The sequence below is a fragment of the Mesorhizobium sp. SEMIA396 genome (genome assembly GCF_024518615.1).
GTDB lineage: Bacteria > Pseudomonadota > Alphaproteobacteria > Rhizobiales > Rhizobiaceae > Mesorhizobium.
The window spans coordinates 614,751-638,319 of the sequence record NZ_JANIFC010000001.1; the positions used below are offsets into that span (position 1 = coordinate 614,751).

At 65.0% G+C, this 23,569-nt stretch carries 26 protein-coding genes; 16 read left to right on the forward strand and 10 right to left on the reverse strand.

Going from position 1 to position 23,569, the window contains the following annotated elements; translation table 11 throughout:
* Positions 1-17: 17 nt before the first annotated feature.
* Together NP503_RS03035 and NP503_RS03040 are read right to left on the reverse strand one after the other, a co-directional pair.
* On the reverse strand, positions 18-278 hold the full coding sequence (locus NP503_RS03035; RefSeq protein ID WP_127267446.1) for a hypothetical protein: 261 nt from the start codon (positions 276-278) through the stop codon (positions 18-20).
* An 83-nt stretch (positions 279-361) separates the two neighbouring features.
* Positions 362-1,114 carry a thioredoxin family protein gene (locus NP503_RS03040; RefSeq protein WP_127267445.1) on the reverse strand — a complete coding sequence of 251 codons (753 nt, stop codon included), beginning with the start codon at positions 1,112-1,114 and terminating at the stop codon, positions 362-364.
* 306 nt (positions 1,115-1,420) lie between these two features.
* Here NP503_RS03040 and NP503_RS03045 point away from each other — a divergent pair, with 306 nt between their 5' ends.
* The 3 genes from NP503_RS03045 (at position 1,421) to NP503_RS03055 (ending at position 4,304) form a co-directional block, all read left to right on the forward strand.
* Positions 1,421-2,641: a helix-turn-helix domain-containing protein gene (locus NP503_RS03045; protein WP_127267444.1), complete on the forward strand. Its 1,221-nt coding sequence runs from the start codon at positions 1,421-1,423 to the stop codon at positions 2,639-2,641.
* Between the two features lie 36 nt (positions 2,642-2,677).
* Positions 2,678-3,310 carry a PQQ-binding-like beta-propeller repeat protein gene (locus NP503_RS03050; protein ID WP_127267443.1) on the forward strand — a complete coding sequence of 211 codons (633 nt, stop codon included), beginning with the start codon at positions 2,678-2,680 and terminating at the stop codon, positions 3,308-3,310.
* Between the two features lie 145 nt (positions 3,311-3,455).
* Complete coding sequence (locus NP503_RS03055; RefSeq protein WP_127272634.1) at positions 3,456-4,304, forward strand: aldo/keto reductase; 849 nt, start codon at positions 3,456-3,458, stop codon at positions 4,302-4,304.
* 72 nt (positions 4,305-4,376) lie between these two features.
* Here NP503_RS03055 and NP503_RS03060 read toward each other — a convergent pair whose 3' ends face one another.
* The gene (locus tag NP503_RS03060; RefSeq protein WP_013530714.1) at positions 4,377-4,682 is read right to left on the reverse strand and encodes a hypothetical protein; all 306 of its coding nucleotides are present in this window, start codon (positions 4,680-4,682) and stop codon (positions 4,377-4,379) included.
* A 208-nt stretch (positions 4,683-4,890) separates the two neighbouring features.
* On the opposite strand from NP503_RS03060, the gene NP503_RS03065 reads away from it, so the two are divergent.
* Complete coding sequence (locus NP503_RS03065) at positions 4,891-6,393, forward strand: ATP-binding protein (RefSeq protein ID WP_127272635.1); 1,503 nt, start codon at positions 4,891-4,893, stop codon at positions 6,391-6,393.
* A 127-nt stretch (positions 6,394-6,520) separates the two neighbouring features.
* On the opposite strand, the gene NP503_RS03070 is transcribed toward NP503_RS03065, so the two are convergent.
* The gene (locus NP503_RS03070; protein ID WP_127271630.1) at positions 6,521-7,303 is read right to left on the reverse strand and encodes an SDR family oxidoreductase; all 783 of its coding nucleotides are present in this window, start codon (positions 7,301-7,303) and stop codon (positions 6,521-6,523) included.
* Between the two features lie 173 nt (positions 7,304-7,476).
* Entirely contained in the window at positions 7,477-7,755 is a 279-nt protein-coding gene (locus NP503_RS03075) for an usg protein (protein ID WP_127271604.1), read from the reverse strand.
* 332 nt (positions 7,756-8,087) lie between these two features.
* Here NP503_RS03075 and groES point away from each other — a divergent pair, with 332 nt between their 5' ends.
* The 11 genes from groES (at position 8,088) to NP503_RS03130 (ending at position 19,199) form a co-directional block, all read left to right on the forward strand.
* Positions 8,088-8,402 carry a co-chaperone GroES gene (gene groES / locus NP503_RS03080; protein ID WP_127255658.1) on the forward strand — a complete coding sequence of 105 codons (315 nt, stop codon included), beginning with the start codon at positions 8,088-8,090 and terminating at the stop codon, positions 8,400-8,402.
* 56 nt (positions 8,403-8,458) lie between these two features.
* Positions 8,459-10,090 carry a chaperonin GroEL gene (gene groL, locus NP503_RS03085; protein WP_127301758.1) on the forward strand — a complete coding sequence of 544 codons (1,632 nt, stop codon included), beginning with the start codon at positions 8,459-8,461 and terminating at the stop codon, positions 10,088-10,090.
* A gap of 69 nt (positions 10,091-10,159) precedes the next feature.
* Complete coding sequence (locus NP503_RS03090; RefSeq protein ID WP_013530720.1) at positions 10,160-10,387, forward strand: hypothetical protein; 228 nt, start codon at positions 10,160-10,162, stop codon at positions 10,385-10,387.
* Positions 10,388-10,484: 97 nt separating this feature from the next.
* Positions 10,485-10,778: a DUF982 domain-containing protein gene (locus NP503_RS03095; protein WP_127270014.1), complete on the forward strand. Its 294-nt coding sequence runs from the start codon at positions 10,485-10,487 to the stop codon at positions 10,776-10,778.
* 334 nt (positions 10,779-11,112) lie between these two features.
* Positions 11,113-11,997 (forward strand): AraC family transcriptional regulator, encoded by an 885-nt coding sequence (locus NP503_RS03100; protein WP_127270012.1) that lies wholly within the window; start codon positions 11,113-11,115, stop codon positions 11,995-11,997.
* Positions 11,998-12,244: 247 nt separating this feature from the next.
* Positions 12,245-13,333, forward strand: coding sequence for a sugar ABC transporter substrate-binding protein (locus tag NP503_RS03105; protein ID WP_127270010.1), 1,089 nt, complete (start codon positions 12,245-12,247; stop codon positions 13,331-13,333).
* A gap of 95 nt (positions 13,334-13,428) precedes the next feature.
* Positions 13,429-14,268, forward strand: a complete 840-nt coding sequence (locus tag NP503_RS03110) for an ATP-binding cassette domain-containing protein (RefSeq protein ID WP_127270008.1) — start codon at positions 13,429-13,431, stop codon at positions 14,266-14,268.
* Positions 14,265-15,524 (forward strand): sugar ABC transporter permease, encoded by a 1,260-nt coding sequence (locus NP503_RS03115; RefSeq protein ID WP_127272382.1) that lies wholly within the window; start codon positions 14,265-14,267, stop codon positions 15,522-15,524. The genes NP503_RS03110 and NP503_RS03115 overlap by 4 nt, the downstream gene beginning before the upstream one ends.
* Positions 15,525-15,546: 22 nt before the next feature.
* Positions 15,547-16,275, forward strand: coding sequence for an SDR family oxidoreductase (locus NP503_RS03120; protein ID WP_127272381.1), 729 nt, complete (start codon positions 15,547-15,549; stop codon positions 16,273-16,275).
* 160 nt (positions 16,276-16,435) lie between these two features.
* Positions 16,436-18,037, forward strand: coding sequence for an FGGY-family carbohydrate kinase (locus NP503_RS03125; protein WP_127272380.1), 1,602 nt, complete (start codon positions 16,436-16,438; stop codon positions 18,035-18,037).
* 133 nt (positions 18,038-18,170) lie between these two features.
* Positions 18,171-19,199 carry a cupin domain-containing protein gene (locus NP503_RS03130; RefSeq protein WP_127270848.1) on the forward strand — a complete coding sequence of 343 codons (1,029 nt, stop codon included), beginning with the start codon at positions 18,171-18,173 and terminating at the stop codon, positions 19,197-19,199.
* 18 nt (positions 19,200-19,217) lie between these two features.
* Here NP503_RS03130 and dinB read toward each other — a convergent pair whose 3' ends face one another.
* Positions 19,218-20,465 (reverse strand): DNA polymerase IV, encoded by a 1,248-nt coding sequence (gene dinB, locus NP503_RS03135; RefSeq protein ID WP_127372074.1) that lies wholly within the window; start codon positions 20,463-20,465, stop codon positions 19,218-19,220.
* A gap of 117 nt (positions 20,466-20,582) precedes the next feature.
* Positions 20,583-20,999 carry a helix-turn-helix domain-containing protein gene (locus tag NP503_RS03140; RefSeq protein ID WP_127271661.1) on the reverse strand — a complete coding sequence of 139 codons (417 nt, stop codon included), beginning with the start codon at positions 20,997-20,999 and terminating at the stop codon, positions 20,583-20,585.
* Between the two features lie 103 nt (positions 21,000-21,102).
* On the opposite strand from NP503_RS03140, the gene NP503_RS03145 reads away from it, so the two are divergent.
* Positions 21,103-21,702, forward strand: coding sequence for a dihydrofolate reductase family protein (locus NP503_RS03145; RefSeq protein ID WP_127271659.1), 600 nt, complete (start codon positions 21,103-21,105; stop codon positions 21,700-21,702).
* Between the two features lie 24 nt (positions 21,703-21,726).
* Here the strand turns inward: NP503_RS03145 and NP503_RS03150 are convergent, their stop codons facing one another.
* The 3 genes from NP503_RS03150 to NP503_RS03160 form a co-directional block, all read right to left on the reverse strand.
* Entirely contained in the window at positions 21,727-22,470 is a 744-nt protein-coding gene (locus NP503_RS03150) for a 2OG-Fe(II) oxygenase (RefSeq protein ID WP_127272378.1), read from the reverse strand.
* Positions 22,467-23,021 (reverse strand): methylated-DNA--[protein]-cysteine S-methyltransferase, encoded by a 555-nt coding sequence (locus NP503_RS03155; RefSeq protein WP_127272377.1) that lies wholly within the window; start codon positions 23,019-23,021, stop codon positions 22,467-22,469. Before NP503_RS03155 ends, NP503_RS03150 begins: the two co-directional genes overlap by 4 nt.
* A gap of 321 nt (positions 23,022-23,342) precedes the next feature.
* A complete protein-coding gene (locus NP503_RS03160) occupies positions 23,343-23,555 on the reverse strand; it encodes a hypothetical protein (RefSeq protein ID WP_236382747.1) in 213 nt (70 codons plus the stop codon).
* Positions 23,556-23,569 lie beyond the last annotated feature (14 nt).

Here is a 23,569-nt window from a genome sequence, read left to right on the forward strand (position 1 = left end):
TCTGGAATTGGAATGGTCTAGCGGGCCTGCCGGCCTGAGATCACCCGCAGCCAGGGCGCCAGATGAAAGGCGCTCATCAGCAGATACATCGCGGCCATGCCCGTGAGGGGCGAGGCGTCGATGCCCATGCACTGCATGGCCGCATCGCCGCTGAAGATGCAGGTGAGCAGCGCCATCACGGCGAAAGTCGGTGCCGCGGCAAGGCAAAGCCAGTCGGCCAGCCCGAGGGTTGCGGCTTCCGGGATCGTGCTGCCGGCACCGGTATGGATATCGCTCATCGCCTTAATCCTTGATGATCATGCCAGCCACGACAGGTTCCTCTCTCCACGGAGTGGGGAGAGGAACCCAGACTGAACAACCGTTACTGCTCGCCCTTGTCGCGGAATGCAGCCTCGCCGGCAGCAGACACTTCTTCCCATTTCTTGTCGGCCCCGGCGTCGTAATTGTCGTGCCAGTTCCACCAGGAATAGAGCGGGGTCTGCGGATAGCCTTCGGGCGAATCCTCCCAAATTTCCTGGCGGCCGAGCGGCGTCGCGTCGAGATAGCTCCAGACGGTGCCCATCGCCTCGTCGCCGCGGCTGTTGATGAGATAGGTGCGGAAGATGCGGTCGCCGTCATGGATGAAGACGTTGTGGCCGTGCCATTCGTCGACCCCGAAGTCCTTGTCGAAACTGTCCGTGATTGTGTACCAGGGCATCTGCCAGCCCATCCGCTGCTTCAGCCGCGCAATGTCGGCTTGCGGGGCACGCGAAGCGTAGGCAAGAGTGGTGTTGCGGGCGTTGAGATGGGCGAGGTGGCCGACCTGGTCGGCGCCCAGCGAACAGCCGCGGCAGGCATGATCGGGCCAGCCATGCACGCCGGGCTCGAAAAAGGCGCGGTAGACGATCAGCTGGCGGCGGCCTTCGAACAGATCGAGCAGGCTCGCTCTGCCGTTCGGCCCCTCGAACACATAGGCCTTGTCGACTTCCATCCACGGCATGCGCCGGCGCTCGGCGGCCAATGCGTCCTTGGCCCGCAGCGTTGCCTTTTCCTTCACCAGCATCTGTTCGCGGGCGGCTTCCCAGTCCTGCCTCGAAACGATCGGCGGGGTCTTCATTGCGATGTGCTTGGTCATTGGTCGTCTCCTTTGCCAGTCTGTTGTCGCTTGCTGTCAGCCAGAATAGGGCGGTGAAGCGCGGGGGTGGGAGTTACAAGTGTGACGGGATTTGCAGGAGCCGGCCCGTCGCAGCAGGGGTGGCGCATCCTCACGGTGCCTTCGGCCGCGTCATGGAGAGGAGTGTCGGTTGGCATTGTCGGTTCTCCCTTGGCGTGCCGCACGTTGCCGATAGAGTTGGCCGATGCGGCTTGCCGGTTCATGGTACGGATTTAAGTTAGGGCGGCGACGCACAAGGGTGGGAGTTACAAGTGTGACGGGATTTGAATGGATTCGCTGATCACCGCCGCGGCGCTGGCGCTGGCCGGAGGCGATCCGCTCGGCGCGCTGGATCGCGTCGCCCTGCGCGAGGATCCGCCGGCGCTGGCGCTGCGCGGCATCGCCATGGCGCAACTTGGCGATCTTGATCGCGCCAAGGCGCTGCTGCGGCGGGCCGCGCGTGGCTTCGGCCCGAAAGAGGCGGTTGCGCGTGCGAGATGCGTCGTTGCCGAGGCCGAGATCGCGCTGGTCTCACGCGATCTCGGCTGGCCGGCCAAGGCTTTGGATGCGGCGCGGGCGACGCTGGAAAAGCATGGCGACCGGCTGAACGCAGCGCATGCCGGCCACCTCAAGGTGCGCCGCCTGCTATTGATCGGCCGTCTCGACGAGGCCGAAGACGTGCTGGGCGGGCTCGATCCGATGCCGCTTCCGCCGGCCTCGCGCGCCGCCCACGAGCTGGCCGTCGCCGGCATCGCGATGCGGCGCCTCAAGACGAAGCGGGCGCGCAGGGCGTTGGAGTGGGCACGCCACGCCGCCCGCCAGGCCGGCATTGCGGGGCTCATCGCTGAAGTCGATCGCGCATTCCTGGCGCTGGACACACCGGCGGCGCGGCTGATCGCGGCTGGCGAGCAGCGCTCGTTGCTGCTTGAGGACGTCGAGGCGTTGCAAGCGTCGCCGGCATTGCTGGTCGATAGCTTTCGCTATGTCGTGCGCCAACAGGAGAAAACGGTCTCGCTGGCAACGCGCCCGGTGCTGTTTGCGCTGGCCCGTACGCTCGCCGAAGCGTGGCCAGGCGATGTGTCGAGGGCGAGGCTGATCGCGCAAGCCTTCGGCGGCAGGCACGCCGATGAATCGCACCGGGCACGGCTGCGGGTCGAGATCGGCCGGCTGCGCACCGAATTGCGCGGCCTGGCCGACATCGGCGCGACCAGCCAGGGCTTCGCGCTGGCGCCGCGCCAGGCACGCGAGGTGCTGGTGCTGGCGCGGCCGATCGAGGAGCGGCACGCGGCGGTGCTGGCTTTCCTTGCCGATGGTGAATCCTGGGCGAGTTCGGCGTTGGCGCTGGCGCTTGGCACCGGCCAACGCAGTGTGCAACGGGCGCTGGAGCAGCTTGGCGAGGCCGGCAAGGTGCAGTTTTTCGGTCACGGCCGGGCGCGCCGCTGGATGACGCCGCCGGTGGCGGGATTCACGACCACCTTGTTACTCCCGGCGCCGCTGCCGAGTGGTTAGTAGGGGACATCAGACCATCTCAGTGAGGACAAGGACATGAAACAGTCAGCGGCCGAAATTCTGCGCGAATACGGACCCTTTCCAGATGTGGAGAGGGTGCATGGGGTGAGTTTTGACGGCAACAATGTCTGGTTCGCCTCGGGCGAGAAGCTGAACGCCTTCGACCCGGAAAACGGCCAAGCGCTGCGCTCGATCGACGTCGCGGCGCATGCCGGCACCGCCTGGGACGGCCAGCACTTCTTCCAGCTTGCCGACGACCTGATACAGAAGATCGACCCTGATACCGGCCAGGTGCTGGCGACCATTCCGGCGCCGGGCGGCGGCGGCGATTCCGGGCTGACCTGGGCCGAAGGGACGCTCTGGGTGGGGCAATATCGCGAACGCAAGATCCACCAGATCGACCCGGAGACAGGGGCGATCCTGCGCACCATCGAATCCAACCGTTTCGTCACCGGGGTGACATGGGTCGAGGGCGAGCTGTGGCACGCCACCTGGGAAGGCGACCAGAGCGACCTGCGCCGCGTCGACCCGCGATCAGGCAAGGTTCTCGAGAAGCTCGACATGCCGGCCGGCATGGGCGTGTCGGGGCTGGAATCCGATGGCGGCGACCGCCTCTATTGCGGCAGCACATCCGCCGGGGTGGTGAGGGCGGTGCGCCGGCCGCGGTGAGGATGCGGCCGACGCCGAAGTCACACTTGCAGGCGCACTTCACACGGCAATTTGTCCGCTGTCGGCTGGTCGTCGCATCCTGTCGGACCTAGATAGGCTGTGCACCGGGCAGACCGCCCGGACCCGCTTTGCAAAGGATCCCCCCATGCCTGGACAGCCCATCATGCCCGAACAGATTGCATTGAACGACGGCTCCGCCATTCCCCAGCTCGGCCTTGGCGTGTGGCAGGTCGACCAGGATATTACCGCCGAGGTGGTGAGTTGGGGCATCGAGGCCGGCTATCGTCTGATCGACACCGCCGAAGGCTACCAGAACGAGGAAGGGGTCGGAGAGGCGATCCGCAGCGCCGGCGTGTCGCGGGCTGAGCTGTTCATCACCTCGAAACTGCGCAACGGCGCACACCAGCGCGATGCGGCGCTACGCGCCTTCGATGACACCATGGCCAAGCTCGGCATTGAGCAGATCGACCTGTTCCTGATCCACTGGCCTGTGCCCAGCCAGGACAAATATGTCGAGGCCTGGAAGACGCTGGTCGAACTCCGGCAGGCCGGCCGCATCAAGTCCATCGGCGTTTCGAACTTCAACCAGGACCATCTGGAGCGGATCATCGCGGAAACCGGCGTGACGCCCGTCGTCAACCAGATCGAGTTGCATCCCCAGTTCCAGCAGCGCGGTGTCAGGGACTTTCACGCCAAGCACGACATCCGTATCGAAAGCTGGAGCCCGTTGGGCAGCGGCCGGCTGCTCGGCGATCCGACCATTTCAGGCATCGCCAAAAAACATGGCAAGTCCGTCGCCCAGGCGATCATCCGCTGGCATCTCCAAGAGGGGCTGATCGTCATTCCAAAGTCAATCCGCAGGGATCGCATCGCCGCCAATTTCGATGTCTTCGATTTTGAACTGGATGCCCAGGACCTGCAGACGATCCGCGGCATGGATTCGCCCGAAGGCCGCAACGGGCCCAACCCCGCCACGGCCGCGTTCCTGTTCTGAGGACTGCCGACCGCGAAGCTGCCGATCTCCCGCACGAGGGGAGATTGGCCAATCTCCGGCCTCTCCGCGCGCTTAAATCCCGGACCCATCCAGCTGCTGGGCGTCTTCGCCTTCCCAGGGCGCTGGCATGGACGCGCGGCTGAGGTTTGCCGTCGGCAACGGCATCCAGCACTTCAGTTCCGGGTCGGCATATTCGATGACGCGCCCGGGCGAGGAGTCCGACGCGCGCCAGCCTTCCGAGGCGAACTGGTCGGCACGCGACCAATAGGCAAGGTCTACTTCCGCCGGTCCCTGTTCGGACGGACGCACCGTGACCAGGATGCGGCTGCCATCCTTTGGCGCCGTCGACATGTGGCGCCACCGTTCGGGCTCGTCCATCGCATTCCTCCTCGCACTCGTAGCGTTGGGTGGAGTGTCGCCTCGTGGTCCGAAGGGGTCAACCCAAAGTTTGCGCCAGGCATCGGCTGATGACCCCTCCAGGCGGTGCCTGCACAGTTGTGCGCAACACGCCGCAGGCGGTCATGCACGCTCGACGGGCTGTGACCCAGTTGATAAGCCCGTCTGCGAAAGGAGCGCCTGAGTCGAGATGACCGTTGCGATCGAGATGGGACAGACGACCGCGGGCGCCCCGGCGAAGCTGGATCTTGAGGAACTGCTCGCGACTCGCCTTTTGGTGCAGGGCAATTCAGGCTCCGGCAAGTCGCATCTGCTGCGGCGCCTGCTGGAGCAGAGCGCGCCCTGGGTGCAGCAGACCATCATCGATCCCGAGGGCGACTTCGTCTCGCTGGGCGACCGTTACGGCCATCTGGTGATCGATGCCGAGCAGCATACCGAGCGCGGCCTGCAGGCGGCCGGCGAGCGGGCGCGCATGCATCGCGTCTCCACCGTGCTCAATCTCGAAGGGCTCGACGCCGAGAACCAGATGCGGCGTGCCGCCGCCTTCCTCGGCGGGCTGTTCGAGGTCGCCCGTGACCACTGGTACCCAATGCTGGTGGTGGTGGACGAGGCGCAGCTGTTCGCGCCGGCGGTGGCCGGAGAGGTGTCGGACGAAGCGCGAAAGCTCTCGCTCGGCGCCATGACCAATTTGATGTGTCGTGGCCGCAAGCGCGGGCTGGCCGGCATCATTGCCACCCAGCGGCTGGCCAAGCTCGCCAAGAATGTCGCAGCCGAGGCGTCCAATTTTCTCATGGGCCGCACCTTCCTCGATATCGACATGGCGCGTGCCGCCGATCTTTTGGGCATGGAGAGACGCCAGGCGGAAGCGTTCCGCGATCTGGAACGCGGGCAGTTCATGGCGCTCGGCCCGGCGCTGTCGCGCCGTCCGCTGGGGCTGCGCATCGGCCCGACCGACACCAGCCCGCGCAACGGCACGCCGCGGCTCATGGCAATGCCGGAATCCGCGCTGGAAGATGCACGCGCGATCATCCTGGCGGCGCCGCCGCCCGAGACGGTGCGCACGCCGCGCCGCCCGGCGTCGCCGGACCTGCTCGACCAGCTGATGGCGGCCAAATCGGCGGCACTGGAAATGCGCCCCGAGCCGGCGGAGCCGCAAATCAGCGCCGAGGATCTGGCCGAGCGTCGTGAGCGCGTCGACCGTGTGCTGCGCGCCATCCTGGCGCAGCCCGATGCGGGTTTTCGCGTGATCGGGGTGCTCTATCAGGAATTCGTGGTCCGCTGCCGCATAGAAGGCCTCGCGTCGGTCGTGCCGGACCTGCCGGAGTTCCGCCGCATGCTGACGCGCGCCCGTGCCGGCCTTGGTTCCGAGACGACGCAGGATGACGCGTGGCGGGACGTTTCCGTCCGCGCGTCGCTGCTGCCCGACGACATGCAGGGCGTGTTCATGATGATCGCCCGTGCGGCGAAAGAGGGCTGGCCATGCCCGAGCGACGCCGCGATCGCCCGCGCCTACGGCTCGCACTCGCTGCGCCGCGCCCGGCGCCTCTTGACCTATATCGAGGAGCAGGGCCTCATCGTCTGCCAACTCGACGGGACAGGCTGGCGCACCGTGACGCTGGTCGAATTGGCCTGGGCCACCGCACCGGGAGATCCGAATGCCGAAGAGGTGGAGCAGGAGAGCCTGGCGCTGTGAAGCGGCGCGGGTGCTTTGAGCGAATGGGCGATAGGTTTTTTCAGTCACCGTCATCGCGACCAACTTCTGACGGCAACGGTGCCGACGCCGAAATGCGTCATGCAGGGCGCATGCGTTTCGATGGCGCTCACCGATTCGCCCCGATCACCCACTGTTCCTGGTCGACGAGCGTGCCGGTTATCGGCCCGGCAGCATCCGAAAGCAGGAAGACGGCGAGGTTGGCGATGTCGCTCGTCGAGAACAGGCGGCCGAAGGGTTGCGAGGCGTTGGCGGCATCGAGCCAGCCCGGCCCGTTGCCCAACGTGTCGGCCTGCATGACACGTTCGGCCGGCGTGTCGGTCCAGCCGACATTGATGCCGTTGACGCGGATGCGATCGAAGCGATGGGCGTTGGCGGCGTTTTTGGTCAGCGTGGCCAGCGCGCCCTTGCTGGCGGAATAGACGGCGAGTTCCGGCGAGCCGCAATGGGCGTTGATCGACAGGATGTTGACGATGGCGCCGCCCTGGCCACGCTTCTTCATGTCGGCGATGGCCGCCTGCATGAGGAAGAACGGTGCCCGCGCGTTGACCGCGAACAGCGAGGCCCAGCCGTCGAGATCGGCGTCGAGGAACGAGGCCCGGTCGGTCAGCCCTGCGGCGTTGACCAGCGCATCGATGCGGCCGAAGCGCTCGATGCAGGCTTGCGTCAAAAGGGCAGGGGCCGCCGGGTCGGCGAGGTCCGCGGCGACGAAGACTGTCGGCGTGCCGAGCCGCGAAAGCTCTTCCGCCACGGCATCGCCGCGGGTCTTCTCGCGCCCGGTGACGAGCAGGCCGCCGGCGCCGCAGCGCGCCAGCGTCTCGGCGATGGCGCGGCCGATGCCTTGCGTCGAGCCGGTGACCAGCGCCACCTTGCCGTTGAGCTGAAGCTCCATTCCTCTTCCCCGCCTCGCATCTGGTTTCAGGCTAGCGCGGCAGGATCGTTTTACAACATGGAAATTGGAAATCCTGGAGCGGAGATTGTTGGCGCTGCGTGGGGCCGGCAAGAGCTTGCTCCAACGTCGTCGCTCCGGGGGCGAAGCAGGAGCGGAGTCCGTCCCAAAGACCTCTAGTGGACCGTGATGATGCCCTCGACGGCCCGCCATTCCGAAGGCTGGATGAGTCGATGATGAGCAATGCGGACCGAGTGCAGCGGACCGTCGAGTTCGCGCTCCCAATATTGGAGAAAGCCCTTGAGTTCGGGAAAGGCCGGAGCGAGATCATAGTCCTGCCAGACATAGAGCTGAAGCAGGCTCGGATGATCGGGCAGGTGATAGTGGATTTCGGCCGTCGTCAGGCCATAACCTTCCATTTGCAGGCGGAATTCGCTGCTGACCGTATCGGCCATGTCTTTCTCCTTCTCTCTCCGTTCAGGCCTCCAGCCCGCGATGTCCGTATTGAACTCGCCCGATGCCATGCCGGGACGATCGGTTCCTCTTCAAACAACGTCGCGAGAAGCTCGGGGGTTCCGAAAATAGCCGCGCCATAACAGTGCGTTGGCGCCCTTTCTGGTCGAATGGAAAAATTTTTTCGCCGGTCTCTTGAAACCGAAAAACGGCAAAACTAGCTCGATATGCGCCGCGATGCCTGACGAAGGGTCGGGGCGTTCCGCACCGGTCCGATATTGCCGGTTCGGTGCGGAGGAACCTCAAAAACCTGTTTGTCCACGAGGAGAACGACATGGCGTTCCGTCCATTGCATGACCGTATTCTGGTCCGCCGCCTTGAAGCCGAGGAGAAGACCTCCGGCGGCATCATCATCCCCGATACCGCAAAGGAAAAACCGCAGGAAGGTGAAGTGCTCGCCGTCGGTCCCGGCGCGCGCGACGACAGCGGCAAGCTTGTCGAACTCGATGTCAAGGTCGGCGACCGCATCCTGTTCGGCAAATGGTCCGGCACCGAAATCAAACTCGACGGCGAGGACCTGCTCATCATGAAGGAAAGCGACGTGATGGGTGTCATCGATGAGATCGCCGAAGTGAAGAAGGCCGCCTGACGGCTTCTTCGTATCCATCCAGTCAACGAATGCTGCCTAGATAAAGGAGTGATCCAATGGCTGCCAAAGAAGTGAAATTCCATACCGAAGCGCGCGAGAAGATGCTGCGCGGCGTCGATATCCTTGCCAATGCGGTAAAGGTGACGCTCGGTCCCAAGGGGCGCAATGTCGTCATCGACAAGTCGTTCGGCGCTCCGCGCATCACCAAGGACGGCGTCACCGTGGCCAAGGAAATCGAGCTTGAAGACAAGTTCGAGAATATGGGCGCCCAGATGGTGCGCGAAGTGGCTTCCAAGACCAACGACCTTGCCGGCGACGGCACGACGACCGCAACGGTGCTTGCACAGGCGATCGTCAGGGAAGGGGCCAAGGCGGTTGCCTCGGGCATGAACCCGATGGATTTGAAGCGCGGCATCGACAAGGCGGTCGATGCGGTGGTCGCCGAACTGAAGACCAATGCCCGCAAGGTCACCCGAAACGACGAGATCGCGCAGGTAGGCACCATCTCCGCCAATGGCGATGCCGAGATCGGCCGTTTCCTCGCCGAGGCGATGGAGAAGGTCGGCAATGAGGGCGTCATCACGGTGGAGGAGGCCAAGACCGCCGAGACCGAACTCGAAGTCGTGGAAGGCATGCAGTTCGACCGCGGCTATCTCTCGCCCTATTTCATCACCAACCAGGACAAGATGCGCGTCGAACTCGATGAGCCTTATGTGCTGATCCACGAGAAGAAGCTCTCCAACCTGCAAGCGATGCTGCCCGTGCTTGAAGCCGTGGTGCAGTCGGGCAAGCCGCTCTTGATCATCGCCGAGGATGTGGAAGGCGAGGCGCTGGCGACGCTGGTCGTCAACAAGCTGCGCGGCGGCCTCAAGGTCGCGGCCGTCAAGGCGCCGGGCTTCGGCGACCGCCGCAAGGCCATGCTGGAAGACATCGCCATTCTCACCGGCGGCACCGCGATCTCGGAAGATCTCGGCATCAAGCTGGAAAATGTGACGCTGCAGATGCTGGGCCGCGCCAAGAAAGTGGTGATCGAGAAGGAAAACACCACCATCGTCGACGGTGTCGGCCGCAAGGAAGAGATCCAGGGCCGTGTCGCGCAGATCAAGGCGCAGATCGAGGAGACCACCTCCGACTACGACCGCGAGAAGCTGCAGGAGCGGCTGGCCAAACTCGCCGGCGGCGTTGCGGTGATCCGGGTCGGCGGCTCGACCGAGGTCGAGGTCAAGGAGCGCAAGGACCGCGTCGACGATGCGCTGCATGCGACCCGCGCGGCCGTCGAGGAGGGCGTGCTGCCTGGCGGCGGTGTCGCGCTGCTGCGGGCAGCCAAGGCGCTCGATGCCGTGCAGACCGACAATGCGGACCAGAAGACTGGCGTCGATATCGTGCGCCGTGCCATCGAAACGCCGGTCCGGCAGATCGCCGAGAATGCCGGCGCCGAAGGCTCGATCATCGTCGGCAAGCTGCGCGAGAAAAGCGAATTCGGCTGGGGCTGGAACGCCCAGACCAACGAATTCGGCGATCTCTACGGCCAGGGCGTCATCGACCCGGCCAAGGTGGTGCGCACCGCTCTCCAGGACGCGGCATCGGTCGCCGGCCTGCTGGTGACCACGGAGGCGATGGTGGCCGAGAAGCCGAAGAAGGAAGCCGCCGCCCCGGCAATGCCCGCCGGCGCCGGTATGGACTTCTGAGGTCACGGCCCATCCGCCCGCTTCCCTGGCGGGGAGCGGGCGTCATCCGAAGAGAAAGTGGAGGTAAAGATGGATGCAATGGCTGGCCTCGGATCCGTACCGGCTCCTACGCACCAGGCGAAGGAATTCCTGGCCTATGAAACAGAATGCAGGAACGTGCTGAAGCCGCTGCTGGCAGGGCTGCTCGACATGGCTGAAGCTGCCGGCTGGAACCGGCGAACCGCGGCGTCGGCACTGATGTTCCTCGCCGCGCAGCAAGTGTCGGCAACATCCGAGGTATCCGCCGGCAGCGGCTGAACGGAAATCGGCCAGTCCATTCACCTATTCGCGGCGGGCCGCGCTCCCGGTGCTCGGCCCGCTACAGGCCCTGAACAATCGAGAGGAGGCACAAGCCATGAATCACGGGCAATTTGAGGAACCGGTCACACTTCTGGTCGGAATGGGCTTTCCGAGGAAGATCGACAGCGTGATGGAAGCTTACGCACTGCTGCAGGACTGGCCGAGCGCCGGCCGCAACGGCGCCCATGCCGTCGCACTCAACGCTTGCAAGGCGGGCATCGTCGGCGAGATCGATCCGGAGACGGTGCGGGCCACGCTGGTCAGCTTCGCGCGCCGCCACGACATATTGGTGCCGGAGATGGTTACGCCGCTCGCGACGGCGGCCGGTGGTGCGCTGCGCACGAGGTGAACTGACGATGCGGCGCTGCACAGCGCCTGAAGACCATGGTCTTGCGATAAGCCAGGCGAACACGGAGACGCCGGAATTCCTTTCCGGGCGGGCGGCATTGTCGTTGGTCATTGAGCGAACGCGTCAGCAAGACTGACCTGTTCTGCCCGAATAGCGCTTCTGAGCGCCGCCTCCCGGTTAAAAAAGTATCATCCGTTGTCTTGAATCGTGGTGGCGCCTGTTGTCATGAGCCGGTACCTTGGCTCTTGAAATGCAGAGCCGAAACCAATTCGGCCGGTTTAGGGAATTGGGCCGAACGCGGCAAATATCCGTGCCGGCCCGGGAGGAAACGGACATGGAACCGGACCTGGAAGTTGTCCAGATACGACGCGGTGAGTCCTTCAAGGCGTGGTCGCACGGCTACCCCTTCCATACGGTGCGCTGGCACTTCCATCCCGAATATGAACTGCATCAGGTGATCTTCACCAACGGCCGCTATTTCGTCGGCGACTTCATCGGCGAGTTCGAGCCGGGCAATCTGGTGCTGACCGGGCCGAACCTGCCGCACAATTGGGTCAGCGATATCGCCAGGGACAGTTCGATCCCGCTGCGCGGCCGCATCATTCAGTTTTCCGAAAGTTTCATCGGCGATGCCATGCATGTGCTGCCGGAGTTGGCGGGGCTCACGGCTCTGCTCGAGGCGTCACGTCGCGGCGTGCTGTTTTCCAGCCGCACCAGCAAGGCGCTGGCGCCGCTGATGGAAGAGATGATGCAGGCACAAGGTGTGCGCCGCATCGAGCTGTTCATGATGATCGCCGGCCTGCTCAGCCGCGCCCAGGAATTCCAGCTTTTGGCCAGCGCCAGCTACCGGCCCGATCCCTCCGGCTACATGACCGCCGGCATGAATAAGGCGCTCGCCTATATCAGGGAAAACCTGACGCAGCTGTTCGACGAGGCGGACCTCGCCGCCATCGCCGGCCAATCGACCGGCGCTTTCTCACGCTCGTTTCGCCGTCACACCGGCATGTCGCTGGTGCAGTATGTGAAGCGGCTGCGCATCAACCTTGCCTGCCAGATCCTGATGAGCGACGAGCAGGCCTCGATCACCGACATCTGCTACGAGGTCGGCTTCAACAATCTGTCCAATTTCAACCGGCAGTTCCTGGCGGAGAAGGGCATGCCGCCCTCGCGCTTCAGGCGCCTGCTGGCCGACAACATCAACGCGGGAAAAGCCGCTTAACGGAGGAGCCAGGGAGGAACCAAGGGAGGATTTTTTCTTTTGCATGACGACGTGAGCCGCGTGGAGCGGTTCGCGATGGAGAACGCTTGTCTCGAATTCCTCCGTCGGCGGAGGTTGTCGGCGCGGCTCGAAAGGCCGGCGCCGGGTCCCGGTTCCCAATGCAGTTTGGGCGAGGGCGGATAGGTATCTTCAGACCAAAGCAGTCAACGACCTTCTTACAACCATATCCAGAAACGGAGAAGACCGAATGACCAAACTTTCATCTTCATTGAAGTCCGCTGGCAAGTCCGCCGGTGTGGCAGCCCTTGCGCTGTCGCTGCTGGCCGGCACCGCCGCGATCGCCAGGGCCGCCGAAGTCACCGATGCGACCGTCGCCTTCCTGATGCCCGACCAGGCCTCGACCCGCTACGAGCAGCATGATTATCCCGGCTTCGCCGCCGAGATGAAGAAGCTGTGCCCGGGCTGCAAGGTGCTCTACCAGAATGCCGATGCCGACGCCTCGCGCCAGCAGCAGCAGTTCAACTCGGTGATCTCGCAGGGCGCCAAGGCGATCGTGCTCGACCCGGTCGACTCGACCGCCGCCGCCTCGCTGGTCAAGCTGGCGCAGAGCCAGGGCATCAAGGTCATCGCCTACGACCGGCCGATCCCGACCGCGCCGGCCGATTTCTATGTGTCGTTCAACAATGAAGGCATCGGCAAGGCCATCGCCGACTCGCTGGTCGAGCACCTGAAGGCGCTGAAGGTCGATCCGGCCAGCGGCGGTGTGCTGCAGATCAACGGCTCGCCGACCGACGCGGCGGCCGGCCTGATCAAGAAGGGCATCCATGCCGGCCTCGACAATAGCGGCTACAAGATCCTGGCCGAATACGACACGCCGGAATGGGCGCCGCCGAAGGCGCAGCAATGGGCCGGCGGCCAGATCACCCGCTTCGGGCCGAAAATCCTCGGCGTGGTTGCCGCCAATGACGGCACCGGTGGCGGCGCCATCGCCGCCTTCAAGGCGGCCGGCGTCGATCCGGTGCCGCCGGTGACCGGCAATGACGCGACGATCGCGGCCTTGCAGCTGATCATCGCCGGCGACCAGTACAACACCATCTCCAAGCCGAGCGAGATCGTGGCGGCGGCGGCCGCCAACATCGCCATCAAGCTGCTTTCGGGCGAGACGCCGAAGGCCGAGATGACGCTGTACGACACGCCCTCGCAGCTGTTCACGCCAGCCGTGGTGACGCAGGAAAACCTGAAGGCCGAGATCATCGACAAGAAGATCAACACCGCGGCCGAACTCTGCGTCGATCGTTACGCGGAAGGCTGCAAGAAGCTGGGCATCGGGAACTGACCGCGACCCTTGCCCGCTCCGCTGCCTGGCCACCGCGCGGTGGCCAGGCAGCGCTCATCCGACATTTTTGAACCGGTTTTGAAAGGCTTCCTGGCATGATCGATACCCCGGACGAACCGGTTCCGGCAGGCGAGCTGGTGCTCAGCCTGCGCGGCGTTTCGAAGAATTTCGGCGCCGTTTCGGCGCTCACCGACATCGATCTCGATGTCCATGCCGGCGAGGTGGTGGCGCTGGTCGGCGACAATGGCGCCGGCAAGTCGACCCTGGTCAAGATCCTGGCCGGCGTGCATCAGCCGAGCTCAGGCACGATAAGTTTTCGCGGCAAGCAGGTGACGCTTGCAGATCCAAGTGCGGCGCTGACGCTCGGCATAGCCACCGTGTTCCAGGACCTGGCGCTGTGCGAGAACCTCGACATCGTCGCCAACATCTTTCTCGGTCGTGAGCTCAACCCGCTGCGGCTGGACGAGGTGGCGATGGAAGTGCGCGCCTGGACGCTGCTCAACGAGCTATCGGCGCGCATCCCAAGCGTGCGCGAAGTGGTCGCTTCGCTGTCGGGCGGCCAGCGCCAGACGGTGGCGATCGCCCGCTCGCTGCTGCTCGAACCCAAGCTCATCCTGCTCGACGAGCCGACGGCGGCACTTGGCGTGGCGCAGACGGCGGAAGTCCTCAACCTGATCGAGCGGGTGCGCGACCGCGGTCTCGGCGTCGTCATCATCAGCCACAATATGGAAGACGTGCGCGCCGTCGCCGACCGCATCGTCGTGCTGCGGCTTGGCCGCAACAATGGCATCTTCTCGCCCGACGCCTCGAACCAGGAACTGGTCAGCGCCATCACCGGCGCGTCGAACAATTCGGTGTCGCGGCGCGCCGAGCGGCGCCAAACCCAGCAGACTCAAATGGCGCGACAGGATCAAACGCAGGAGCCACGCCCATGAGCCGCGACGTGCAACAGACGGCCCCCGTGCCGCCGCAGCTCGACCGCGCCGACGTGCGCGTCAAGCATGAGGCGGGGATCGGCGGCGCCATCCGCAGGTTCTTCGACCGGGTCCGCTCGGGCGATCTCGGCTCGCTGCCGGTGATCGTCGGGCTGGTCATCATCTGGACGGTGTTTGCCAGCATCAACCCGATCTTCCTATCATCAAGCAATCTGGTCAATCTGCTGTTCGATTGCTCCACCGTGGGCGTCATCGCGCTCGGCATCGTCTGCGTCTTGATGGTCGGCGAAATCGACCTGTCTGTCGGTTCGATCAGCGGCTTTGCCTCGGCGATGGTCGGCACGCTGTGGGTCAACCAGGGCTGGCCGGTGGCGCTCGCCATTCTGGCCGCTGTCGCCGTCGGCGGCTTTATCGGCGCACTCTACGCGCTGCTGTTCAACCGGCTGGGCATGCCGAGCTTCGTCTCGACGCTGGCCGGTCTGCTGGCGGTGCTTGGCCTGCAGCTCTACATTCTCGGCTCGACCGGCTCGATCAATCTGCCCTACGGCTCGAACCTGGTGAATTTCGGCCAGCTGCTGATGATGCCGAAATTTGTTTCGTTCGCCCTGGCGGCCGTGCCCGGCATCGTCATGCTGGTCACCGGCCTGCGCACCGTTACGCGCCGCCGCGCCGCCAATCTGTCGGCGCCGTCGACCGGCGGCCTGGTTATACGGGCGGTGGTGATCACGGTCATTCTCGAACTCATCGTCTTCTATCTCAACCAGGCGCGCGGCATTCCGTGGATGTTCGGCCTGTTCGTCGGCCTGGTCATATCGATGCATTACGCGCTGACGCGGACCAAATGGGGCCGCTCGATGTCGGCGGTCGGCGGTAACCGCGAGGCGGCAAGGCGCGCCGGCATCAATGTGCGGCTGATCTATTCGAGCGCCTTCGTGCTGTGCTCGATGCTGGCCGCTTTCGGCGGCGTGCTGTCGGCGGCCCGCCTGGCCTCGGCCAGCCAGCAGGCCGGCACCGGCGACGTCAACCTCAACGCCATCGCGGCAGCCGTCATCGGCGGCACCAGCCTGTTCGGCGGTCGCGGCAGTGCGTATTCGGCGCTGCTCGGCATCATCGTCATCCAGTCGATCGCCAGCGGCCTGACGCTGCTCGATCTGTCCTCGTCGCTTCGGTACATGATCACCGGCGCCGTGCTTGCCATCGCGGTCATCGTCGACTCGCTGGCACGCCGCTCGCGTGTCTCCCATGGCCGGGCCTGAACCCATCAACAGGAAGCAAGACATGAGCGAAGAACTGTCCGGAAAAGTTGCCGCCGTCACCGGCGCGGCATCAGGCATCGGCCTCGAATGCGCCAGGCATATGCTGGCGGCCGGCGCCACCGTGGTGCTGGTCGACCGCGCCGAGGCGACGCTGAACAAACTGTGCGCCGAACTCGGCCCCAAGGCGATCCCGCTGGTCATCGACCTGATGCAGCCGGCCAGCGTCGCCACCATGATGCCGCAGATTCTGGAGAAGGTCGGCCAACTCGACATCTTCCATGCCAATGCCGGCGCCTATGTCGGCGGCGAGGTGGCGACCGGCGATCCCGACGCCTGGGACCGGATGCTCAACCTCAACATCAATGCCTGCTTCCGTTCGATCCAGGCGGTGCTGCCGCACATGATCGAGCGCAAGACGGGCGACGTCATCGTCACCAGTTCGATTGCCGGACTGGTTCCTGTGGTCTGGGAGCCGATCTACACGGCCTCCAAGCACGCCGTGCAGGCCTTCGTCCACACGGTGCGCCGGCAGGTCGCCAAGCACGGCCTGCGCGTCGGTGCGGTGGCGCCCGGCCCGGTGGTGACGGCGCTGGTCGACGACTGGCCGAAGGCCAAGCTCGAGGAAGAACTCGCCGCCGGCGGCCTGATGCAGCCGCGCGAGGTGGCCGAAGCGGTGATGTTCATGCTGACCCGCCCGCGCAACGTGACGATCCGCGATCTGGTGATTTTGCCGCAGAGCAATGATTTGTGAGTGGGTGAGGAATAGGGAATAGGCAGTAGGCAGTAGGCAGTAGGGGGAAGATAAAGGCACGACCTTGCTGTCGAAAACGCTTCTTGCTCCCTATCCCAACTCGCTAATCTCCTACTGCCTACTGCCTACTGCCTACTGCCCTGAACCGAAGGTTTCCCCCATGCCTAATTTCCTCGGCATCGACGTCGGCACCGGCAGCGCGCGGGCCGGGGTGTTCGACCACACTGGAAACATGCTCGCCTCTGCCAAGCGCGATATCGAGGCCTGGCGCGAGGCCGGCGACATTGTCGAGCAGTCGAGCAACGACATCTGGCGGGCGGTGTGCGCGGCCACGCGGGAAGCGGTCGCTCAATCGGGCGTGGCACCCGAGGCGATCGCCGGCATCGGGTTCGACGCCACTTGTTCGCTGGTGGTGCTGGGCGAGGGCGGCGTGCCGCTGCCGGTGAGCAGATCCGGCAATTCGGAACGCAACATCATCGTCTGGATGGATCATCGCGCGGTCGAGCAGACGCGCCGCATCAACCGTAGCGGCGAGGCGGTGCTGAACTATGTCGGCGGCGTCATCTCGCCGGAGATGGAAACGCCGAAACTCCTTTGGCTGGCCGAAAACCTGCCCGACACGTTCAACGCCGCCTGGCAGTTCATGGACCTCCCCGATTTCCTCACCTGGCGGGCGACCGGCAGCCTTGCCCGCTCGGTCTGCACGGTGACTTGCAAATGGACCTATCTGGCGCATGAAAGCCGCTGGGACGAGGCCTATTTCCGCACCATCGGACTAGGGAGCCTGGCCGACGAGGGGTTCGCGCGCATCGGCACGCAGATCGTGCCGGCGGGTGGCGCACTTGGCGGCGGGTTGACCGCGCAGGCGGCTGCGGACCTTGGCCTCGTCCCCGGCACCGCGGTAGCGGCCGGTCTGATCGATGCGCATGCCGGTGGCGTCGGTACGGTCGGTGCGCGCGGCGCGTTCGGCAGCGTTCTGTCGCGCATGGCCTATGTTTTCGGCACCTCGGCCTGCACCATGTCGTCGACCGCGGCGCCGGCCTTCGTCGACGGCGTCTGGGGTCCGTATTTCTCGGCCATGGTGCCGGGCCTGTGGCTGAACGAGGGCGGCCAGTCGGCAGCCGGTGCTGCTATCGACCATCTGGTGCGCATGCATCCCGCGGCTGCCGAAGCGACCGCCAAGGCGCAAGCCGAGGGGCTCAGCCTCAGCGCCTGGCTGTCGTTGCAGGCGCAAAGCCGCAATGGGGCCGCGGCAACGCCGGCGCTGGTCGGCGGCATCCATGTGGTGCCGGAGTTTCTCGGCAACCGCGCACCTTTCGCCGACCCGGACGCGCGCGCGCTGATCGCCGGGCTCGATCTCGACACCAGCCTCGACAGCCTGGTCGGGCTCTATGTCGCCGGGGTCTGCGGGCTGGGCTATGGCGCGCGCCAGATCGTGCGGGCCGAGCATGACAAGGGCATTGCCGTCGACACCATCGTGGTCAGCGGCGGCGCCGGCCAAAGCCCGCTGGTGCGCCAGCTGCTTGCCGATACCACAGGCATGGTGGTGGTGGCGTCGACCTCGCCGGAACCGGTGCTGCTCGGCTCGGCTATGCTGGGCGCGGTCGCCGCCGGTGCCTACAGGGATCTGACGGGGGCGATGGCCGGCATGTCGGAACTCGGCGAGGTCTATCATCCCGACGCTACGCTGGGCGGCTGGCATGCAAAACGCTTCGCGGCGTTCGAGCTGCTGCAGCAGGCGGGCAAGGCGATCAGGGGCTGAGAAACTGTTTCGAAAGGCCAGCGACTCCTGCCCGGCTCTGTCAGGAGTGTGGCGAACACCGCTTGGCGATGATGCCGGAAGCTGGCAGCTTTGTTCCGTCGCGACGAGGTAGGCGGCAGGAGCAGGAGGCCTGATGGCAGACGACAAATCGCCAGTGCCATTCGCATCGGACAGCGTGCCATGGACGGAATGGTCCGATGTGCCGCGCTTTGCCGTGCGCTACCGGCATCTGTCGCTGGCCGCCCTAGGCGAGAATTACCATGTCGGCGTGGCGATCGAGGAACTGCCGCCGGGCAAGCAGACCTCACCGGCGCACTACCACATTTTCGAGGAAGAGCATGTCTTCATCCTCGAAGGGGCGCTGACCGCTTATGTCGGCGACGCCGCCTACGCCATGAAGGCCGGCGACTACATCTGCTTTCCGGCTGGTGCTGCGGCGGGGCATTGCCTCATCAACACCGGCGACGCGCCGTGCCGCTATGTCATCGTCGGCGAGCGCAACCCGAATGACGTGGTCGTCTACACCGCCTCCAACAAGGTGCTGGTGCGCGCGCTGGGTAGCCGTGCGCTCTTCGATCTCGCTGCAACTCGAACCTACTGGGACGGCGAGAACACCGGCCTTGCCGCCGGCGATCCGCTGCCGTCGGGTGTGATGTCCGGTATCACCAAACCCCCAGCCGTGCCGATCCCGCCTGTCGCCAGCGATGCCGTCGAATGGAAGGTCGAGGGCGAAGGCCCGCGGTTCGGCGGCCGGTCCAGGCATCTGACCTATGCGGCTTTGGGACTACCAGACTATCATGTCGGCATGCTGATCGAGGCGCCGGCCCCCGGCATGCGCCTGGCGCCCAGGCACTACCACATGCTCGAAGAGGAGCACGCGCTGATTCTGGAAGGGCAGGTGACGCTGCTGCTTGGCGAGGAGCGTCACGAGATGAAGGCCGGCGATTATGTCTGCTTTCCCGCCGGCCTGGCGGTCGGGCATTCCTTCCTCAACAGCGGTACGGAACCGTGCCGCTATCTGATGATCGGCGAGAAAAATCCCAACGAGGTCTGCGTCTATCCCGATTCCAACAAGATGGCGGTCGACGCCTTGCGCCGGCGCGACGGCATTTTCGACATGGGAGCGGTGAGGCGGTACTGGGACGGCGAGGAGACGGAATAGCGCCCGGCGGTCCCGGGTTCACAGTTCCTTCTCCGCCAGCTCCCTGAATTCGTCGGGAACCGAGCGCGCGGCCTCCAGTGCCACCGTGCCGTAGCCGACCGCCTGTTTGCCGAAGCGTTCGCGGATCTTGTCGATGGCGCGGTCGGCGTCGAAGCGTGCCAGGCCTTTTCGGGTGCCGGGCCGGCGTTTCTCGTCGGCGAGGCCGAGCGGCAGTTCGAGCTGCAGCTCGAAGCTTTCCTCAAGATGCGACACCGAGATCGCCAGCAGCGAGATCGTTCTTTCGTGGGGGTTGTCGGCGAGGACGCCGCGCACCAGATCGCCGGCGATCTCGGCCAGCATCGCGGTCGCCGAGATCGGCTGGTCAAGCGTGATCGAGCGCGTGACGGCGCTGAGATCGGCAAAGCGCACGCGTACCGTCACCGTGCGGCCGGGCCGCGCCTTGGCGCGCAGCCGGCTGGCGACACGGTCGGCCAGATGCAGCAGAGTGGGCACGATGATCCGCGCTACGGCGGGTTTTTGGCCCAGCGCCGATTGGGCGCCGGCCGAATGCGCGCGGCTATGCGTTTCGAGCTTTCGCGGGTCGCGGTTCCATGACAAGGCGGCGAGCTTTTCGCCGGCGGCGGGACCGAGCAGCCGCGTTAGCGCGCCGCTGTGCGTCCTGGCCAGCTGGCCGATGGTCTCGACGCCGATTTCCGCCAGCCTCGCCCTGATCGCCGGGCCGACGCCCCACATCAGCCCGACCGGCAGGTCGTGCAGGAAAGCGAGCTCGCTGCCGGGGTCGACCACCACCAGCCCGTCGGGTTTTGCCACCTGGGAGGCGATCTTGGCCAGATGCTTGGTGCGCGCCACGCCGATCGAGATCGGCAGGCCGAGTTCGGCCCGCACGCGGCGGCGGATGGTCGTTGCGATCTCCTGCGGCGAGCCGAACAGATGCGTGCAGCCGGCGACGTCGGCAAACGCCTCGTCGATGGAGATGCGCTCGACCACCGGGGTAAAATCGTCGAGCACCTTGATCGCCGCGTCGCCCAGCCGCTGGTAGTGGCTGAAATTGCCGCCGACGAAGATCAGCTGCGGGCACAGCTCACGCGCCTTGCGCCCCGGCATGCCGCCGCGCACGCCGAAGGCGCGGGCCTCATAGGAAGCGGCGAGCACGACGCCGCCGCCCACCGCGATCGGCTTGCCGCGCAGCGACGGATCGAGCAACTGCTCGACCGAGGCGTAGAAAGCGTCGAGATCGGCATGCAGGATGGTGGCTGTCGTTTCCATCCCGACCGCACATCACAGTTGCTGATAGAATTGGAACAAATAAAGAACAAGCACGGGTCGTTGTCAAGCGAGGGGCGATTTGTGCAGCAACAGCCAAGCCAGTTCGAGCGCAATCACCTAGACAATATGCTCCGCCCGCAGCGCCGCCTTCATCCGTTCCAGTTCCGCCTCGCCACCCGCCGCCAGTTCTTCGGCAATCCGCGCCAGCCTATCGTCGGCCTTGCGGTGCTTGCTGCCCCAGGCGCCGAGCGTCGCCAGCACCGGCAAGAGGTCGATACCTGCCTCGGTCAGCCGGTAGACCGTTCTCAAGCCATGCGTCGGGTCGTCGCTTCTGGTGAGGATGCCTTCCTCCTGAAGCGTCTGCAGTCGCTCGGCCAGCGTGCGCGAGGAGATGCCTTCGTCGGATTGCAGGAATTCGCGAAAGTGCCTTTTGCCGGCGAAAGCCATGTCGCGGATGATGAGCAGCGTCCAACGGTCGCCGATCAGTTCGAGCGACAGGTTGATCGGGCAGTCGGATTTTTCGCGCGTCGACATCTATGGTTCCATTTTTAAATCACTTTACTATTGACATCGTTTTGGCCTTGCGTCAACGGTTCCAAATGTAAACTATTTTGCGATGGCCGTGAGGAGAATGACGGTGAAAAAGCTGGTCCTGCAGATGCAGATATCGGTCGACGGCTTTGTCGGCGCCACCGAGGACCATTCCTGGCAGCTCTGGGAGTGGGGTGACGAGAGCGCCTGGGACGATGCGCTGAAGCAGGACTTCAACGCTGTCTTCGCAGGCGTCGATACCATCCTGCTCAGCCGCAAAATGGCACAGGAGGGCTACCTCACCCATTGGGGCACTGCGGCGAAGAAGTTTCCGCACGATCCGTTCTACGCCTTTGCGCAGCGCATCGTCGACGCCCGCAAGGTGGTGCTCAGCAACAAGCTCAAGCAATCGGCCTGGGAGCCGGCTTGGGAGCGCACCAGTGTGGCCAGCGGCGACCTGCCGCGCGAGGTCAACGCGCTGAAGACGGGCGAGGGTGGCGACATTGCCGTGTTCGGCGGCGCCGGTTTCGCGTCAGCGCTGATCGCGGCCGGGCTGGTCGACGAGTTCCAGCTGTTCGTCAACCCGGCGGTGCTGGGGGCGGGCCGCCGGGTTTTTGATCAGGGCGGTTTTAGGAACCTGCGGCTGCTCGGCTCGAAGGCCTATGCCTGCGGCATGGTGGTCAGCCGTTATGCACCGGCGGGGTGAGGGGAACCTCCATCTTCTCCCTGCTCACTTCGCATCGTGGAAAATAATCCCTACCGTGTGGCGCATGCCTGAGCGCAGCCGGCTGACGCCGTGGCGCAGATTGACGCGGTAGTTGCCTTTGGTGCCCTGCACCGGCCGGTTGTGGACGGCGAACACAACGGCGTCGCCCTGCCGCAGCGGCACCACTTCGACTCGGCTCTGCATGCGCGGGCGCTGCTCGGTCAGCGCGAACTCGCCGCCTGTGAAATCCCGGCCCGGTTCGGAGAGCAGGATCGCCACCTGCAGCGGAAAGGCGAGATCGCCATAGAGATCCTGGTGCAGGCAGTTGAAGTCGCCAGGCACATATTGCAGCAGCAGCGGCGTCGGCCGTGTCTGGCCGGCGGCATGGCACTGCTCGAGAAACGCGGCATGCGTCGTGGGATAGCGCATGGCCTGCCCCATGCGCTCGTTCCACCGATTGGCGACCTCGGCCAGCCTGGGATAGAGCGCGCTGCGCAGGCCACCCAGGAGGTCGGGCAAGGGATAGCGGAAATAGCGGTACTCGCCCTTGCCGAAGCCGTGCCTGGCCATATGGATGTGGCTGCGGAAATGCTTCTCCTCGGGATAGAGGTCGGCGATCTGTCGGCACTCTTCGGGCGACAGCAGCTTTTCAATCACCGCGCAGCCGAAGCCGTCCAGTTCGGCGGCAAGGGCGGGCCAGTCGTAATCAGCAACACGTGTCTGAGCAGCTTCAACCGCCGATGCGGCAACCTTGGCATGGGCATTCATATCGTAGCCTCCTTGTAGAGCAGGGCGCGCTTGCGCTCGACGCCCCAGCGGTAGCCCGACAGCGTGCCGGCGGCGCGGACAACACGGTGACAGGGAATGCCCAGCGCGATTGCATTGGCCGCACAGGCCGTCGCCACGGCGCGGGCGCCGTTCGGCTGGCCGATATGCCGGGCGAGCGCGGTGTAGGTGATGGTGCCGCCGCACGGGATGCCTCGGAGCGCCTCCCACACGCGCTGCTGGAATGGCGTGCCGTGGCGCAGGTCGAGCGGCAGGTCGAAGCCGACGCCGGGCATTTCGATGAAGCGCGCGATTGCCGCGAGATCGTCGCGCAGTGCGGCCTCGTCCTTGGCCAGTATCTTGCCTGGGAAGCGGTTGGCGAGATCCTGCTCCAGTGTGTCGGCATCCGAGCCGATCAGGATGGCGCAGACGCCGATATCGCTGCGCGCCGCCAGGATTTTGCCGATGGGGGATTCGCCGATGGCATAGGCGATGGTGCCGAGGGCGGCGACGTTGCAGGCGGCCATCGGCATAGTGGTTTGTATAAGGTTCATTGCCTTCACTCCTTTGTTTGTGGCTGAACCCTAGCCACGGTGTCGGCCGTGTCTCACTCCGGTGCTTGCTTTCAAATTCAAATCTGCCTGAAAGGCGCAAAGGTAGGTGCTCTATGGCGCCCTCCTCTGTCCTACCGGACATCTCCCCCACGGGTGGGGAGATTGGCTGTCACCACCGCCTTCGCCAATCTCCAACGTTGCAGGACGAGAGCCGGCGCCGGAACTGCCAATCTCCCTCCTTGTGGGGGAGATGTCCGGTAGGACAGAGGGGCGCGCCATAGAGTGCTGATTTTGAACCGTCCGCACTTCAGCCAAGCATGCTCATTCGACACGCGTGACCGACACCTCGCCGAGCACGAACACTTCACCGCTCAGCAGGCGCAGCTCGATGTCGCCGGTTGCGGTGTGGTTCCACTCAGCCTTACCCTCATCGACCAGCCCGCCGATGGCGGCCATGACATGGGACTTCGCGCGGTTGCCGGCGGCGGTGGTGCGAGCTGTCCGATTGGTGACGCTGTCATGAGATCTTGCCATCGCGCGCATGCTTG